This window comes from Priestia flexa (assembly GCF_021441905.1).
In the GTDB taxonomy this organism is placed as follows: Bacteria; Bacillota; Bacilli; order Bacillales; family Bacillaceae_H; genus Priestia; species Priestia flexa.
Genome location: NZ_CP090431.1, coordinates 2,151,974 through 2,168,198, shown reverse-complemented (window position 1 = coordinate 2,168,198; position 16,225 = coordinate 2,151,974). Strand labels below are relative to the sequence as shown.

Below are 16,225 nucleotides of genomic sequence, written 5' to 3'. Positions count from 1 at the left end.
CTTTTTTACTATTCATTAGTAGCCTTATATCGAAGTGTTTGATAGTGACCTGTGGCCACTCGGTCGACCACTTCACCCTCCTCATTTGTATATACCTCGTATTCCTCATAAACTTCAACATCAAAACCATTGATTCTTTCAGTTGTTATAAGAACATTTTTAAGGCTCATTTCAACGTCTTCATCGTTACTTGAAGCTTCTACTTCACCGCTGTCTAAAGAAAGAGGTGAGACGGCTTCAAAGTATTCTTGAGACTCGTTGTCCATGTAGCTAATCACAACCATGATTCCAATAAAAAAGATTCCTAAAAACAATATACGAGCTGATGTCATCTTAAAAGACCCCCGTAAATTGACATACTAAAACAACTAAGCCAAGAATCCATACGTAAACAGCAAATGTTTTTAGAGAATGATGCTTTAAATAGTGAATCATCCATTTTACGGCCATATAGCCAAAAAGCGCAGCCGAACATGTTGCTACAAATAAAGAGAAAAACGAGATGTATTCCACACCACCACCGACAACATCTTTAAGCTGTAAAAGAACGGCTCCACATATGGCTGGCGTTGACAGTAAAAAAGAAAAGTAAGCAGCTGTTTCTCGGTCTAGCTTACGCATTAAAGCAGCTGCCATTGTTAGACCAGAACGTGAAACGGCAGGAAAGATGGCGGCTGCTTGAAAGGTACCGATAAACAGTGCGTCCTTGTAGGAAATATCGTGCATCTTTTTTGCTCCTTTTTTTACTGAGTCAGCAAACCATAAGAAAAGACCTGTTACAAGAAATTCCCATCCAATTGTAGAACCTGTAATTGAGATTTCCTCAAAATAATCTTTAAATAATAAGCCAACCACAACAGCTGGAATCGTACCAATGATTAGCAAGAAGGTAAGCTTGCTAAACGGGTGACGAATCATGTGCCACAGCTCGTCTTTATAAAAGACAAAAATAGCAAGCAAGGTTCCAATATGTAGCATCGTATCTAGGTACAAACCTGCGCTATCTAATCCAAATAAGTGTCGACCTAAATACAAGTGCCCTGTGCTACTAATGGGTAAAAACTCTGTTAACCCTTGAATGATTCCTAAAATTAATGCTTCAATCCATGACATATTTTCACCTCTTAAAGCGTGTCCTTGTATTATTGTATCGACCAAAAGGCATGAACATGACAAAAATTAATGAGAATGGTTAGATAAAGCAAAAAAATTAGAGTCCACTATTAGTGTTTCTAACAGCATGCAACAACTAATGGCTGTATTGAAATAGAGATTAAAGCATAGTTAGTAATTGATTAAACTAAAAGGTGAATCTTTGCTTAGAAGGTTGAAATCAACATGGATAAACTTAAGTGATTACACAAACGATAAGTTTGAAACCAACATAACGTTTGTGCAAGAAAAATGGATATTTAGCTTGCGGTATACAAATTTGTATTCATCAAACGGAGGTGGGAACTCATGATAAAAAAAGTGTGCATAGCACTTATTTTATGCTTCATTGGAATTCATTCACATGTAGCAATGGGAGAACAACCTAAAGTGGAAGTGTTTCAACTTGATACAGGTAAGGTCATTCGGGTAGCTGATAAAACTGAAGTTGTTCAAAAAGAGGTTGAAAAAAGCATCGCTTCCATTACTGGGATTTATAAAAAAGTAAATCCTTTACCTAAAACCGGTTATTTGGTGAAGGTACCATTAGACCCCGCTGTACAAGTGCAGCAAAAAGGGTTAGATGTGTTAGCTAGTGAAGCTGTTGTTGTATTAAGCCCAAATGAACAACCTGTACTCATGCTATACGATAATGAAAACAAAATTTATTTTTTTGAATTTACCTATGACATCTCTACGTTACGAAAAGAATTAGAATTGTAAAAGAAAGCTCCGCATAGAGATGTCGGAGCTTTCTTCATTAGTAACATACACATCATATATATAGATATCTTCAGGTTTTTTCTTTAGTTTAAAGCCTCCTTTTACACCTGAGACGGAAGTGATGAGATCCGCATGAACTAGCTTTATTAACAGTTTTTTGGAAAAAAATAAGAGAAGCGCCTAGCTGCTTACTCATTGCATCTGCTGGCAATACAGCTTTGGAAGGTAAAAAGTGAAGAAGTACCATGGCGTATACAGATTGTTCAACGCCTGTTTTCATATGCAAAGTATATCAAACCTTTCTAAAGTGGATAATAATTATCCACTTTAATCGTTTTATTTGAGAATGCCAAATAAATTTTTCGGGTTATTTGACAGTTAATTCAAACAACTGTAATATATTTAGAAAAATCAAATATTTTACGATGGGGTGGGAATGCGATGATTGAATTAAGACCGTTCACAAAAAAAGATATAAAAGAACTCATTGAATGGATTCCCTCAGAAGCCTTTATGATTCAGTGGAGTGGCTCCACGTTTGCATATCCACTTACGCCTCGCCAGCTCAAAGAGTATATCCGCTATGCCAATTATGAAGGAGCTCATACGTATGCTTTCTCCGTTTTTCATCAACAAACCGGCCAGCTAGTTGGTCATATTTCTCTTGCTCATATTGATTATCACCATAAGACGGGCAGAATTGGTCGAGTATTGCTCAAAGAAGAGGAAAGAGGAAAAGGATACTGTGGTGATATGTTTGACCATGTTTTATCATTCGGTTTTGATGTATTAGGACTTCATCGTATTTCCCTGGGCGTATTTGACTTCAATGAAGCTGCTATTAAGTCATACGAGCGTATTGGGTTTTTACGTGAAGGGATGATGCGAGATGTAAAGCACGTGAACGGACAGTATTGGAGCTTAATTGAAATGAGCATGATTGATTATGAGTGGAAACAAAGAGAAGAAAGTTCTGCGGAAGCAATAAAACATATTCAGTAAAATGAAACCGGATTGAAAAACTCAATCCGGTTTTTTGCGTCAAACCCTTTTGTCATTTTATTTTCGCGCTTCTAATTATACTTAGCAGGTATAAATCTTTGAAAAAAAAGGCATATAGGAAGTAAATAAGCTAATAAAAGCAGCGGAGGGACAGAAGGGAGAGACATAAGTTATGAAGTTCAAGTACACGTTACTTTCCGTACTCATATTTCTTGGTTGCGTCTTAACTGGGGTCTTATATGTTTTTAGTGAAAAAAAAGTTGAGGCAAAGGAATTTAACATGCTCGTAATGGGTGTAGATGAACGAGAAGAAGATACGGGACGTTCAGACGTACTAATGGTTGTTCATTTTAATTCAGAAAATGGACATTTGAAAATGATGCCTATCCCTCGAGATACGCGTGTGAAAATTAAAGGACAAGCAGAAATGGAAAAGATTAATCATGCCTATAAGTACGGTGGAATTAAACTAACAGTCGACACTGTCGAACAATTCTTAAATATGCCAATTGATTACTATGTCAAAGTAAACATGGAAGGATTTAAAGCGGTCGTGGATGAGATAGGTGGTGTAACGGTTGATAATCCGTTTCCATTCACATTTGCATCTTATTTATTTCCGCAGGGTGAAACAAACTTAAACGGTGAAAAAGCTTTAGCTTATGTAAGGATGAGACATGAGGATCCTAAAGGAGACATTGGTCGTAATGAAAGACAAAAACAAGTAGTAGAAGCGCTCTTAGACAAAGGAATGAGTATGTCAACGGTAGCTAATCTTCCCAATCTCTTAAATATTACAAAGCAATACGTTGATACAAACGTAACGATTAAAGACGCGTTAGCTGTATATAACGTAATGGAAAAAGGCAAACCAACGTTTGAAACAGTACATGTAGAAGGAGAAACGCAAATAGTAGACGGAACATGGTACTATATTGTAAAAGACCAGGAGAAGGAGCATATAAAAGCCATGCTATATGGAGATAATCCATCGGAAGAACACTGAAAAAGCGCGCAGCCTGCGCGCTTTTTGTTTAATTCATTTCTTGTTCGCCAATTTCTTCTTGACGTTGCAAACAAGAAATCTGCTTTTTTTCTGGGTGAATATTAAAGGTATATCCCCACGTTTGAATCTTTTCAAGGATAATTTCCTCTTTTTTAAAGCCAAAAATGAGTACGATATCTTGATTTTCATCTAATAGTAAATATTTTTCATCTTTTCTCCACATTGTTAGGTTAGCTGCATAAAAGAAATTCCAACCATTATTCATACGATGACCTGTTGCTTGATTTTTATAGTTTAAAATCATAATAATTTCCTCCAATAGACAAACTTTCTAGTAAAATAGTTCATTTCTCATTATAAACAGTTCTTTCTTATAAATCTATAAGACGAATGAAGCATAAAATGATAAAATGTTTACGTTAGATTTTCTAGCAATATACCGTCTTTTTATTAGAAAGGAGATTTGTAATGAGCATATGGTATTTTATCATCGGAGCACTAATTGCCGTTATCGGAATGATGTTTATTTATCAGTCAACCATTTATACAATTGAAGGTAAGCTACAGGAAGACAAAACAGATAATGAGATTTATCAAGATCTTGTTCGTATTCAGACTATGTTTTTTATTAAACACGCGGTAGTAGAAATTGTTCCGTTAATTTTAATCGTATTAGCATTTATGAACCCAGAACCTGCTTCAAGCATGAGTCCATTAATTATTGTGGCTGTCGTTTGGATTGGAGCGATGCTTCGCATTTATCAAACTCACCAACAGGTGGCAAACAGGATAGAAAAACAGCAGTTCCGAGGGTTTCTAACAAAATTTATGATGATAGAGATTGGGTTGATCAGTGCCTTTCCAATTATAGCAATTGTCGGTGCACTTACGCTTAGTGTAGGGTAATACATAAAAGCGTCTATATTAGTAACCTCTCTTGATGAATTACAAACAGTATGATTCAATCTTCACGTTTAAGTATAATAACAATGGGTAAATAAGAAGTATATTACTATATTTAGATTACAAATAAGGTAGGGAAACATATGATTACAAAGGGCGAAGTTATTCCATTGTTAACTGATGCAAGTCCATCATTTCAATATGATGAAGAGGTGAATACAACAACAATAGAAGGTTTGCAGCAAGAGCTCAAGCGCTTTGCTTCTCACTTAATTTCATTAGAATTTAATAATCAATTAGCCCATGAATCTGAGATATTTGAAACCATTGAACGATTATATACAGAAGGTGAAGCTGAAGTAAAAGAAAGCATAACGATAGGCTTGTTTGAGACTATGTATGAAATGCTTTCTGAACAACACATAACATCTGAAGAAATAGGAAGGCTTTTAAAACCACATTCCTTTAAATGGTGGAAAACCATTGAACAGTTTAACAAGCTTTCCTAATAATAAATAAATCACGCCAGTTTCTTGGCGTGATTTATTTATTGCTCATGTTTTAATTGCTTGTCTAAATAGAACGTTCCAAAAGGAATAAAAGATAAAATAAACGCATAGATGCCCCATAAAATTGTTTTTCTATGCTCAAATTTTACGTGCACAGCAGCAAGTATGTATAATACGAACAGAGCACCATGGGCAGCTCCAACGACGGATACAACCTCAGGAATACCAGCTAAATATTTTAAAGGCATAGCAATGAATAGTAAAAGTAGATATGAAATGCCTTCTACAATACTTAACAAACGTAAGCGGCCAATCGATGATCTTAACATCTTGGTTCATCCTCCAAATGTATGATTTTTTTAACTGTCGTGAAAAATGTACCATGTAGATGCAACCGTTACAAGCATCAATGGTCGCTGTCACAAAAGATTCAAAAGATAATTAAAAAAGAGCCCACTATGAGTTGACAAGGTATAACGTTATCTTTTATAAGTATATATAGTAAATGATGAAACTGTACATTCATTTATTTACGTTCAGTCTCGATACGTTAATCCTGTTTTACACGTGTAATAAGAGGCAGGAAAGGGTTTGGAAATATGACAAAAGGAATAGAACAAAAGGAAAATATCCTTGATGCAGCGTTTGTTGTATTTGGAGCAAATGGTTATCATGATGCTAAAATGATTGATATTGCTAAAAAAGCGGGTGTGTCGAAAGGGACACTTTACCTTTACTTTCCTTCAAAAGAAAGCTTATATATTGCGGTTAATGATCGCTCTTTTCTTTACTTCATTGCTAACGCAAAGCGAGAAACCAATCGCTGTGAAACATTTAGGCAAAAGCTTTATTCAATTGCAAGACATCACCTGTACTTTTTTTATAACACAAGAAAGTACCCAGATTCGTTTTGGCAAGCTCCCCATCAAATGCCTGAAATGATGGAGCGTTTGCATCGTTTTTTTGATGATTATCATTCCCTAGTATCAGACTTGATGAAAGAAGAGGGACTTGAAGATACAGCTTTACATTCAAAAGCGTTTTGTAGCATGCTAAATGGGTATAGAATGGATATTGTATCTAACAAAAATGTGTCAGAAAAAGAAATTGAACGTTATGCAACGTTTACAGTTGACCTTTTCCTAGAAGGTTGCTACTGATTTCTTTTTTTTTTAAAAACTGACCCGTGGGTACTCTAGTTTAAATTGTATGGGAGGTTCTCATGAATAAGAAACAGCAAGTAATGGATTTTACGTACTTTTATGGACAACAAGTTATAAACATCATTCATGAATATGACAATCCGTTAGCTTTAGAATTTTCTAATGGTGGTCTTGTTATTGAATGTCCATGGCGATTGAAAAAAGCAGATGCTGTGATTGCCGGTCAAGCGGACTGGAAGCTCAATGCTTCGTTTGAATGGCGTTATCATATTGCAAAAAAAATACTAGGAAAACGGATTAATAATATTGTTTGGTATGAAGACTTAAACATTTTGCGAGTATATCTGACAGAAGAGTACCTATTAGACTTATTTCAAGATAGCGCAATGTTTGAAGGGTGGGATCTTCACGGAGAGAACGGTTTTTCCTTTATTTCACTGCCAGGGGGCTCAATGGATTACCTCCCGAAGAGTGTCTATTAATCTTTAACGCAAAGGAGGTGAGGCTTTTAGTGACATAAACTGACCCGCTGGTACTCACTACATTACACATGTAAAATACGACTAATAAAATATACGGGGGCTATTTATGAATTTCTTGACAAAGTTTAGCTTAAAGAATGCAGTAGCAGTATTCATTTTATCGTTTCTGCTTATCGTAGCTGGATTATTCTCATTTTCAAGGTTAAAAATTGACTTATTACCTAATATTGAATTTCCACAGCTATCGATTGAAGCTGTATATCCTGGGGCTTCTCCTAGTGATGTAAACGAACAAGTAACATCGAAGTTAGAAGAGCAGTTAAAAGGTCTTGAAGGCGTTAAAAGCGTTCAAAGTGTTTCTTACGAGAACGTGGGGATTATTAATTTAGAATTTCCGTTCAATACGGATTTAGATGAAGTTGAACAACAAATTGACACTATAACAAAAGATTTAGATTTACCAGAATCATCGACGGTTGATGTGAACCGCTTTTCATTTGGTACTTTCCCGATTATGAACATTTCTTTATTTGCTGAAGGTGATGCAGAAGTTGAAAAGCTTTTAGACAGCGAAATTATCCCAGAATTAAATAAAATTGAAGGGATTAACTCTGTATCTGTTGGTGGCGTAAAGGATGATCTTTTACAAATTACGTTGGATAAAGAAAAAGCAGTGGCAGCTGGTCTGACGCTTGAACAAATCAAAGAGCAAATTAACCAAAAGTCCGTATCGTTTCCAGCAGGAACTGTAAACGGTGAAGAACTCCAAATTCCTGTTCGAGTTGAAGAGAAACTAGATACAATTGATGCATTAAAAGAAGTTGAGCTAAAATCTACAGTTAATCCCGAAGCTCCACCAGTTTTACTTGGTGATATTGCAACGATTGAAGAAGTGAGTGAGCAAGGAGAATACACGCGCTATAATCAACAAGAGGCGCTAACAATGGCTATTACAAAGAAACAGGATGCAAATACGGTTCAAGTTGCCAATGATGCATTAGAAGTGTTGAAAAAATATGATGATGATATTAACTATGCTATTGGATTTGATTCAGCAGAAGGAATTGAAAAGTCAGTTGAAACGTTAGTAAAAGAAGGATTGCTTGGGGCGTTGTTCGCTTCAATTGCAGTACTAATCTTCTTGCGCAACTTCCGTGCTACCATTATTTCAATTATCTCGATTCCACTTTCACTTCTTGTCTCAGCTATTTTCTTAAATGGACTGGATATTTCATTAAATATCATGACACTAGGTGGAATGGCAGTAGCAGTTGGGCGCGTTGTGGATGATAGTATCGTAGTTATTGAAAATATCTTTAGGCGTGTTCGAAAATCAGAAGAAGGCATTTCTGATGAATTAGTTGAATCTTCAACAAAAGAGATATTAAAAGCCATTACATCATCGACTATTACAACTGTTGTTGTATTTTTACCAATCGGTTTTGTCGGTGGAATTACTGGTGAGTTCTTCTTACCATTTGCTCTAACAGTAGTATTTTCATTATTAGCATCTCTTCTTGTTGCGGTTACAATCGTCCCGATTTTAGCAAAATTTGCGTTTAAGAAGGTACCAGCAGAAGAGAAAGAGGGTAAAATTCAGCGTGGATATGCAAAAGCGATTGCATGGTCACTAAACCATAAGATTAAAATTTTAATTCTATCTTTCTTACTATTATTTGGTTCATTTGCTCTTGTTCCATCGCTTGGCTTCACATTCATTCCAAACGAAGAACAAAAGCTTTTACAGGCAAATGTTCAGCTACCTTCGTCTACTTCTTTAGAACGTACAAATGAAGTGTCGTTAAAAGTGGAGGAGCTATTTGCAAACGAAGATGAAGTAAAAGAGGTAACAACAGAAGTCGGTTCACGCGACTTTGCAACTGGCGTAAAGCGACCAAATCAGATCGGTTATTTCTTAAATCTGAAAGATGGCGTAGATGTAGATGCGTATATTGATGAACTTCAAAGTAAGATGGAAGACATTGTAGGAGAAGAGTCTCCAAAAGCAACACTAAGCGTATCTGAAGCTTCAACAGGTGGACCACCAACTAATAACAACGTAACGGTAGATTTATTCTCATCTGACTTAGATGACTTACAAACGGCGGCAAAAGAAGTAGAAAATTATTTAAATACGTATGATAACTTAAAGTACGTAAAAAATAATTTCTCTGATAAACAAAAGCAGCTTGTGGTTGAAGTCAATCAAGATAAAGCATCTGAGTATAGTGTATCTGGATTCCAGCTTGTGGGAACCATTACCGATCAAACAAAACCTGTATCAGTAGGTGACCTAACGTTAGATGGAACAAATCGTGCAGTTCAGCTTTCTTATGATGAAGATATTAGTTCAACAAAAGCAATTGAAGATCTGCAAATCTTTACACAAAGAGGACCAGTAGCAGTAAAAGATATTGCTAATGTAAGCGAAATTGATACATTTACATCCATTCAAAAATTAGATGGAAAAGTGTTTGCTCGCGTTGAAGCGGATATTAAAGACGAAAATATTCAAAAAGTGACGCAAGACGTAGTAGAGGGTGTAGAGAAGCTTAATTTACCAAAAGGGGTAAGTCTTGAAGGTGGAGGCGGTAGTGATGAAACCGTAGAAATCTTCCAATCTTTAGGATTGGCTATTTTAACAGCCATTGGTCTTGTTTACTTGACGATGCTCATTACGTTTGGTAAAGCTCGTATACCATTTATTATTTTATCGTCGTTAATCTTTGTTCCAATTGGTTCACTAATTGGCTTAGTGATCGCAAAAGAGCCTCTATCTGTTAGCGTAATGATTGGTTTCCTAATGTTAATTGGAATTGTAACGACAAACGCTATTGTATTAGTAGACCGAATTACCCAAAATAGAGAACAAAAAGGTATGACAATTCGCGAATCGCTTATTGAAGCTGGTAAAACGCGCTTACGTCCAATCCTAATGACGGCCTTTGCAACAATTGCAGCGCTGATCCCGCTTGCTTTGACAACATCAAGTGGAACATTGATCTCTAAAGGTCTAGCAATAACGGTTATTGGTGGTCTAACATCTTCTACTTTATTAACCTTAATTATCATTCCAGTTGTATATGAATTATTCTTTGCTAAGCAGGTTCGTAAAGAAAGAGAACTGGGAAAAGGTGCGAAATAAGAACTATTTTCTATAAGAGGAAAATATGACCATTAATTATATGCTATAATAAAGGTACGTTTTATTTAACCCCTTATATTATATAGATGAAGCCAGGACCCTTTAAGCCGAGGGGATCTCTGGCTTCGTTTTTTTATTGCTTTTTGTTAGAGATGGTTTACACTTAAAAAGTATCCATGAAGAAATACAGTATTGATATGCGAGGTGAAGGGGAATGGGCACTGATGACCCCAATTTGTACAGAACTATAAATAGAGGCAACATAAGGTGTTCCATGTCTCTTTTCACACGTAACGAAAAGCTACTTTTGATGCCTCACTTTTAAAATGAGGTGAATGAATATGATTAAAACATATCTTTATTATTGAAGCTCACGCTTTGAATCTTGCTCTTTTTCAGCGCTGTTATTTTTTACTTCAAACTCTTTAGGAGAGCTAGTAAATAACCCTGTAAATAGCAAGATGGGAAATACTACTGCTAAAAAGGTGCTTATAGCTCTAAAATCTTATAGTAGAGTCATTCAATATGTTTTTCAACAACAAGAGAGAATAGAAAAGGGAGGAGTCTAACAAAAAAAGAGCGGCTATAGGCCGCTCTTTTACGATTATTAAATTAGTTTTGGTAAGTGTGTCGCAGCATCGTACTCTACAAGAGGCTCACCTTGTTGAATACGATGTAAATAGTCAGGGTTTGAAATAAGTGGGCGTCCAATAGCGGCTACGTCAATCCAGCCAGCTTCTAGAGCACGTTCTGCAGATTCTGGTGTTAAATCACCAACTCCGATAATAGGGCCGCTCCAGTAGTTTCGAACAATTTCATAAAGGTTCTTACCGTCTTTTACATCTTCGTAAAAGTTAAGCATTGAAGGGTGAATTATTTTCACGCCAACTTCTTTAAATGCTTCAACATAGGTTTGAATTGCTTTTTCAGCATCATCCCATCTGTATTCAGGCGCATCGACCTTATGCGGAGAAAAACGAATTATAACACGTTCTGCACCAATTGCATTAATCACGGCAGAAATGACTTCTTTCATGAATGTTAATCGTTGTTTTAAATCTCCACCGTATTCATCTGTGCGCTTGTTTGAAAACTCAGAGTTAAACTGATCAATTAAGTAGCCGTGTGCACCGTGAATTTCAACACCGTCAAATCCAGCTTCAAGGGCATTTTTAGCAGCTTGAGCATATTGAGCAACAACCTCTTTAATATCTGCTTTTGTCATTTCTTCTGGTATTTCATAAGGTTTACGGAAGCGAGGAACTTGACCAGCTGCAGCGATGGCAGAAGGAGCTTGAGGCTGTTGGCCTTTAATTAATTCATGGTGACTTAAACGCCCTACATGCCAAATTTGCGCAATAATTGTACCGCCTTCGTCGTGAACGGCATTGGTTACTTCTTTCCACGCTTCAATTTGCTCTTGCGTATAGATTCCTGGAACACCTGGATTTCCTTTTGCGCGATCACTAATGACAACACCTTCTGAGATAATGAGGCCGATGCCGTCTTTAGCGCGACGACGATAGTACTCAGCAATTTCTGTATTTACAACACCTGTTTCATCATCTGCAAAGCAACGTGTCATTGGAGCCATTGCAGTTTTTGTTTTCAATTGTAGACCTTCTAATTGTGTTTGTTCAAATAGCTTAGAATAGCGAGTCATTATTCGTTCATCTCCTTCAAAACAAGTCTTTGTATGCAATCCTTTTAAGTAAGGATAGACTCAGTGTAACAAGAAGGGTATTTTTGATTCAAATATTTTGACTCACGAAAAAAACGCTGCTTTACAAAGCAGCGTTTTTCAATGTTAAGCGTGGTTTCTACGCATTTTTCTCATAACGAAACTTACGATTAATACTAAAATGATTGAACCAATAATGGCAGGTACAATGGCGAATCCGCCCATCTCAGGACCCCAGTTTCCAAAAATAAGTCCACCTAACCAAGCTCCGATAAAACCAGCGATAATGTTACCGATAATCCCTCCTGGGACACCTTTTCCAGTAATGATACCAGCTAACCAACCAATAAGTCCACCTACAATAAGCATCCAAATAAATGACATAATAACAACCTCCTGATAGTGTATTTGAATCTTATATCTTTTTGATACCCGCGAATGAACCAAGTTATGCATGTTTTGACCAAAAATAAAAGATAGTGTGAAATTAATCAAAATAAAGAGTAAATTGAAGGAAACAGGGAATATAGATAAGTTTAAGGTGAATAAATAGGGAGGTTTATACTATTTGTCCATAAATACACTAGTTTCAGTTGTTGGCCTTATATTTATATGATAAGGTTGAATAAAATTAAAATTTTTAAATAGAAAGATACAACCTTTAGCGAGAAAGTTCTTTAGGCTTTCTCGCTTTCTTATTTTAATTGGTAAAAAGTGATAAATGATGGACTGAGGTGAGAAACATTGAAATCTCAAACCTTGAGGTTAGTTAATCAGCTACTTTCAGGAAATCAAGATAGTGCGTGGGATATAGTAGAAGAAGCTTTACAAAAAGGAGCAAGTAGCTTAGATATTTATGAAAGTCTTTTGACGCCTGCTATGTACTATATTGGCACGCTTTGGGAAAAGAATATCGTTACGGTTGCAGACGAGCATGTAGCGACTACAACCTGTGATTATGTATTAACACGCTATGGATTTTATAAAGAAATGACAAGTGAAAGCAAAAAAGAGTACGGAAAAGTGATGTTGTTTTGTTTAGAAGAAGAACAGCATTTTATTGGATTAAAGATGGTCTCGCTTCTATTTGAAGAACATGGATTCGATACGCGGTTTTTAGGAGCAGACTTGCCAAAGGAAGCAGCGGAGGTTATGGCAAAGGACTGGCAGCCTGATATCGTAGCATTATCCGCTAGCATTTCGTATCATTTAGATCAGCTTCCGCAATATGTAAATATGTTAGAAGATTTAAACCCAAAACCAATTACTTTAGTTGGTGGAAGACTCATTGCGACAAATCACGTTGCAAGTACTATACTTGAAAAAGCAAAACAAATGCCAAGTTTAAACGAACTAAATGAATGGTTATTACGTTATAAAAAAGGGGTGGACATACATGTCGATGCTTAAAAGTGCTCCTGTTCCATATTTTACTGTGGACCGAAATTTTAAAATTTTAAATCGTTCCAAGCTAGCGATGACCACTTTTGCGCCGGTCGATAACTTCTTAGATGTTGTTGATACGTTCAGCAAAGAAAAAGCCAAAAAATATTTAAGAACAGAGTATATCGTAAAAGACGACAAAGAAAAAAGTGAAAAACAGCTGCACACAACGCTTGTAGAAGAAAAAGACTACACCACGCAAAAGGTAGAGCTTGTGTTGCAAACTGAGCAATCACCGTATGCTTTATTTGAATGTTTCATACAGTGGGATGAAGAAGTTGGGCATTTAGTTTGTATTTATCAAGATGAGCGTATTAAAGAGCTAACAAGGATGGTTCACGCTCACCAAAAGCGACTTGCACATACAGACTTTGAACTACTGCAGCAAAAAGAGAGCTTAGAAGCTTCACTAAAGCGGATTAAGCAACTATCAGCTTCTTTCATTAAGCTTTCTGAAAAGGTAGCTCTTATTCCACTGTTTGGCGATTTAGACGAGCAGCTCGTAGCAGAAAATTCCAAAGTGCTCCAAGATGCTACATATGATGGCCACTATTCCATTATGCTCTTTGACTTTTCAGGAATTAATGAACTGAAACCGGAAGGCATCCACGCCTTTTCATCCTTTATGCGTTCGTTTGATATTATGGGAGTTACCTGTTACATCATAGGCATGAAACCATCTCATACAGAAATGTTAAAGGGGAATTCATTTGGTAATCAGATTATCTATATGAATAATTTAAGTGATCTCGTAAACATTAAACATTCTGTTGGGTAAAAAAGCTGTGCGACTGCACAGCTTTTTTTGTTCTTTAAAATATTCCGCTGATTTTTAAATAGGGGAATGTGCATAATAAAGATAGAGTAGGGAGGTGGAAAAATGGAGCATAAAGAACATAGCGGTTTACATAAACATGAGCATAGCCTAGCATGTGGACATACGAAAATTATGCATGATGGTCATATTGATTATGTTCATAACGGTCACCTACACCATAAACATAATGACCATTGGGACGAGTGTGTAATTCCGGTAAATGAAACCAACCCTGATGCATGTCAGCCAATAGAGTGTGGATGTAATCATGAAGAGGATTGTGGCCATGAGATGGTACCCCATGGAGATCATATGGACTATTTAGTAAATGGAAGGCTACATCATGTGCATGATGGTCACTGTGACGACCATGGACCAGTAGAAGTCATCACTAATCATTGAATAGACGGAAAATTTTAAAAATGTAAGCGCATACTATTTACAATTTAGGTATCAATTGCTATTATTGTCTTACAGGATACTTGTTCGAATTATCTTGTAAGACAATATACTAAGTCGATTTTCAAAGGAGGAAAAGTTATGATAATGGAAGAATGGTTCGCACTTTTCGCACTTGCAGGAGTATGCATGGTCCTTGTTAATCGCATGTTGCACAAAATTTATAAAGAAACAAGTACAGACGATTCTTAACATCTTCTCTTACATTGAAGGTGTTTTTTTATGGTCTTATATAAGAATATGTTTATATAAAAGAAGCTGGAAAATAAGTATTTAAGTCAACAAGATATCCGAACCGTCGAAAGTTAACTTCTTTTGATAGTTCGGATATCTTTTGTTGGTTTCGAACTTATTCTTATAACTTAACTATTGTAGAAACGTGATGAATCATCTTTGAGAAGAAATCATGACGTTTTGTTCTATACCATTTTTTTATTTAACATAAACCATTCTTATTTCTAATAAATTACGGAGTAGGTAAATTTTGAGCTTCTTCTTTTTTCATCATATGGGACGGTAGGATAATTTCTTCATCTACTAAGAAGCTAAGAAGCTCTCGCGTAGCAAATGACATATAGCGTTCTTTCTTTAAAATAATACCTAACTCCCACATCGGTGTTGGAGAAGAAATGGGAATGCTACGTATTAAAGGATTATTAATCTTCGGATAAACCGATTTTGGCAAAATAGCAATCCCGAGTTCAGAAGCTACGAGTTCAATGATAAGATCCCACTGTGAGCTTTCATAGGCAATTTTCGGCTGGAAGCCAGCTTCAATACATTCATGAATAATACGGTCGTGAAGCGAGAAATCTTTGCTAAATAAGATGAAAGGTTCTTCTTTTAATTCCGATAGAGATACGACCTGCTTTTGAGCAAGTGGATGTTTATGGTGAATATATAAGTTAAACTCTTCTTGTACAAATGGATAAATATGAAACATTGGGTTTTGGACTGGAAGTACAATAATCCCAAGGTCTACCTGTTCAGACTCAACAAGTTCAACAATACGCTTAGCGCCTAATTCCACGAGCTCTAGTGTTACTTGTGGATGCTTTTTAGTAAACTTTTTTGCAATCATTGGAAAAACAATGGTACCAATTAAAGGTGGTATGCCGATTTTAATTTCACCAGTTGGTAAGTGTCTAAGATCATCTAATAGAGCATGAAGCTCATGTAATGTTGAAACTAATTTTTGGCTTTGATTATATACAACTTGACCTGCATCTGTAAGAGTCAGTTTGCGAGTCGAGCGATCAAATAAATCGACGCCCAACTCTTCTTCAAGCTTTTTCACAATTTTACTCAAAGCAGGTTGAGATAAATGAATAGCAGATGCAGCCTTGGTAAAACTCTTTTGGTTCACAACTTCCATAAAGTGTTGCAGTTCACGAATGTCCATAAGCAAGCCCCTCACTAATATTCTTTGTTTTCATACTATTTATTCTATTTATCTATTTTACTTATGTTTCAATAAAATGTAAACTCTTACATAAGGAAACTGAATGATAATTCATCTTTTTTACAAGAATAACCCTTCTTATTTTGTATAAGAACACAATGTTGTAAGCGTTATCATTAATGGTTATACCCTCAGAAATACCGTTTTTAGAACCTTCAATTTACAGAAATAATAATAGTTGTTCCTCACACATCGCTATTGATTTGTTCTTACATACAAAGAAGAAGAATAAAATAGAAAGATGAAATTTATCAGACTACAAGAACACCTCATAAATA

The 16,225-nt window shown here is 36.0% G+C and carries 17 protein-coding genes and 2 pseudogenes; 11 read left to right on the top strand and 8 right to left on the bottom strand.

The window, feature by feature from the left end:
• Window positions 1-8: 8 nt before the first annotated feature.
• Window positions 9-332 (bottom strand): hypothetical protein, encoded by a 324-nt coding sequence (locus LZP85_RS11170; RefSeq protein WP_025909959.1) that lies wholly within the window; start codon window positions 330-332, stop codon window positions 9-11.
• A 1-nt stretch (window position 333) separates the two neighbouring features.
• Window positions 334-1,113 (bottom strand): undecaprenyl-diphosphate phosphatase, encoded by a 780-nt coding sequence (locus tag LZP85_RS11165; RefSeq protein ID WP_025909960.1) that lies wholly within the window; start codon window positions 1,111-1,113, stop codon window positions 334-336.
• A gap of 348 nt (window positions 1,114-1,461) precedes the next feature.
• On the opposite strand from LZP85_RS11165, the gene LZP85_RS11160 reads away from it, so the two are divergent.
• On the top strand, window positions 1,462-1,875 hold the full coding sequence (locus LZP85_RS11160; protein WP_025909961.1) for a hypothetical protein: 414 nt from the start codon (window positions 1,462-1,464) through the stop codon (window positions 1,873-1,875).
• A 33-nt stretch (window positions 1,876-1,908) separates the two neighbouring features.
• Here the strand turns inward: LZP85_RS11160 and LZP85_RS11155 are convergent.
• A pseudogene (locus tag LZP85_RS11155) lies at window positions 1,909-2,161 on the bottom strand (RrF2 family transcriptional regulator); the annotation flags it as partial.
• Window positions 2,162-2,316: 155 nt separating this feature from the next.
• Here LZP85_RS11155 and LZP85_RS11150 point away from each other — a divergent pair.
• Window positions 2,317-2,877 (top strand): GNAT family N-acetyltransferase, encoded by a 561-nt coding sequence (locus LZP85_RS11150; protein WP_062686664.1) that lies wholly within the window; start codon window positions 2,317-2,319, stop codon window positions 2,875-2,877.
• Window positions 2,878-3,049: 172 nt separating this feature from the next.
• Window positions 3,050-3,883: an LCP family protein gene (locus tag LZP85_RS11145; RefSeq protein WP_076512436.1), complete on the top strand. Its 834-nt coding sequence runs from the start codon at window positions 3,050-3,052 to the stop codon at window positions 3,881-3,883.
• A gap of 28 nt (window positions 3,884-3,911) precedes the next feature.
• Here the strand turns inward: LZP85_RS11145 and LZP85_RS11140 are convergent, their stop codons facing one another.
• A complete protein-coding gene (locus LZP85_RS11140; RefSeq protein WP_025909964.1) occupies window positions 3,912-4,187 on the bottom strand; it encodes a hypothetical protein in 276 nt (91 codons plus the stop codon).
• A 164-nt stretch (window positions 4,188-4,351) separates the two neighbouring features.
• On the opposite strand from LZP85_RS11140, the gene LZP85_RS11135 reads away from it, so the two are divergent.
• Together LZP85_RS11135 and LZP85_RS11130 are read left to right on the top strand one after the other, a co-directional pair.
• Complete coding sequence (locus tag LZP85_RS11135) at window positions 4,352-4,789, top strand: hypothetical protein (RefSeq protein ID WP_062686666.1); 438 nt, start codon at window positions 4,352-4,354, stop codon at window positions 4,787-4,789.
• Between the two features lie 140 nt (window positions 4,790-4,929).
• Entirely contained in the window at window positions 4,930-5,295 is a 366-nt protein-coding gene (locus tag LZP85_RS11130; RefSeq protein WP_025909966.1) for a DUF7674 family protein, read from the top strand.
• Window positions 5,296-5,333: 38 nt separating this feature from the next.
• On the opposite strand, the gene LZP85_RS11125 is transcribed toward LZP85_RS11130, so the two are convergent.
• Complete coding sequence (locus LZP85_RS11125; RefSeq protein WP_025909967.1) at window positions 5,334-5,624, bottom strand: DUF3817 domain-containing protein; 291 nt, start codon at window positions 5,622-5,624, stop codon at window positions 5,334-5,336.
• 270 nt (window positions 5,625-5,894) lie between these two features.
• Between LZP85_RS11125 and LZP85_RS11120 the strand changes: the two genes are divergently transcribed.
• The 3 genes from LZP85_RS11120 to LZP85_RS11110 all read left to right on the top strand — a co-directional run bounded on the left by LZP85_RS11120 (window position 5,895) and on the right by LZP85_RS11110 (window position 10,085).
• On the top strand, window positions 5,895-6,455 hold the full coding sequence (locus LZP85_RS11120; RefSeq protein ID WP_119543562.1) for a TetR/AcrR family transcriptional regulator: 561 nt from the start codon (window positions 5,895-5,897) through the stop codon (window positions 6,453-6,455).
• Window positions 6,456-6,517: 62 nt separating this feature from the next.
• On the top strand, window positions 6,518-6,940 hold the full coding sequence (locus LZP85_RS11115; RefSeq protein WP_206782593.1) for a hypothetical protein: 423 nt from the start codon (window positions 6,518-6,520) through the stop codon (window positions 6,938-6,940).
• A gap of 106 nt (window positions 6,941-7,046) precedes the next feature.
• Window positions 7,047-10,085, top strand: a complete 3,039-nt coding sequence (locus tag LZP85_RS11110; RefSeq protein WP_206833690.1) for an efflux RND transporter permease subunit — start codon at window positions 7,047-7,049, stop codon at window positions 10,083-10,085.
• Window positions 10,086-10,692: 607 nt separating this feature from the next.
• On the opposite strand, the pseudogene LZP85_RS11105 reads toward LZP85_RS11110, so the two are convergent.
• Window positions 10,693-11,736, bottom strand: a pseudogene (locus LZP85_RS11105) (alkene reductase); the annotation flags it as partial.
• Between the two features lie 156 nt (window positions 11,737-11,892).
• Window positions 11,893-12,150: a GlsB/YeaQ/YmgE family stress response membrane protein gene (locus LZP85_RS11100; protein ID WP_061785287.1), complete on the bottom strand. Its 258-nt coding sequence runs from the start codon at window positions 12,148-12,150 to the stop codon at window positions 11,893-11,895.
• A 360-nt stretch (window positions 12,151-12,510) separates the two neighbouring features.
• On the opposite strand from LZP85_RS11100, the gene LZP85_RS11095 reads away from it, so the two are divergent.
• The 3 genes from LZP85_RS11095 to LZP85_RS11085 all read left to right on the top strand — a co-directional run bounded on the left by LZP85_RS11095 (window position 12,511) and on the right by LZP85_RS11085 (window position 14,428).
• The gene (locus LZP85_RS11095; protein ID WP_076512432.1) at window positions 12,511-13,176 is read left to right on the top strand and encodes a cobalamin B12-binding domain-containing protein; all 666 of its coding nucleotides are present in this window, start codon (window positions 12,511-12,513) and stop codon (window positions 13,174-13,176) included.
• Window positions 13,163-13,987 carry an STAS domain-containing protein gene (locus LZP85_RS11090; RefSeq protein ID WP_119544103.1) on the top strand — a complete coding sequence of 275 codons (825 nt, stop codon included), beginning with the start codon at window positions 13,163-13,165 and terminating at the stop codon, window positions 13,985-13,987. The genes LZP85_RS11095 and LZP85_RS11090 overlap by 14 nt, the downstream gene beginning before the upstream one ends.
• Before the next feature lie 102 nt (window positions 13,988-14,089).
• Window positions 14,090-14,428 carry a hypothetical protein gene (locus tag LZP85_RS11085; protein ID WP_094910508.1) on the top strand — a complete coding sequence of 113 codons (339 nt, stop codon included), beginning with the start codon at window positions 14,090-14,092 and terminating at the stop codon, window positions 14,426-14,428.
• Between the two features lie 523 nt (window positions 14,429-14,951).
• Here the strand turns inward: LZP85_RS11085 and LZP85_RS11080 are convergent.
• Window positions 14,952-15,887 carry a LysR family transcriptional regulator gene (locus LZP85_RS11080; protein WP_062687217.1) on the bottom strand — a complete coding sequence of 312 codons (936 nt, stop codon included), beginning with the start codon at window positions 15,885-15,887 and terminating at the stop codon, window positions 14,952-14,954.
• Between the last annotated feature and the right edge of the window lie 338 nt (window positions 15,888-16,225).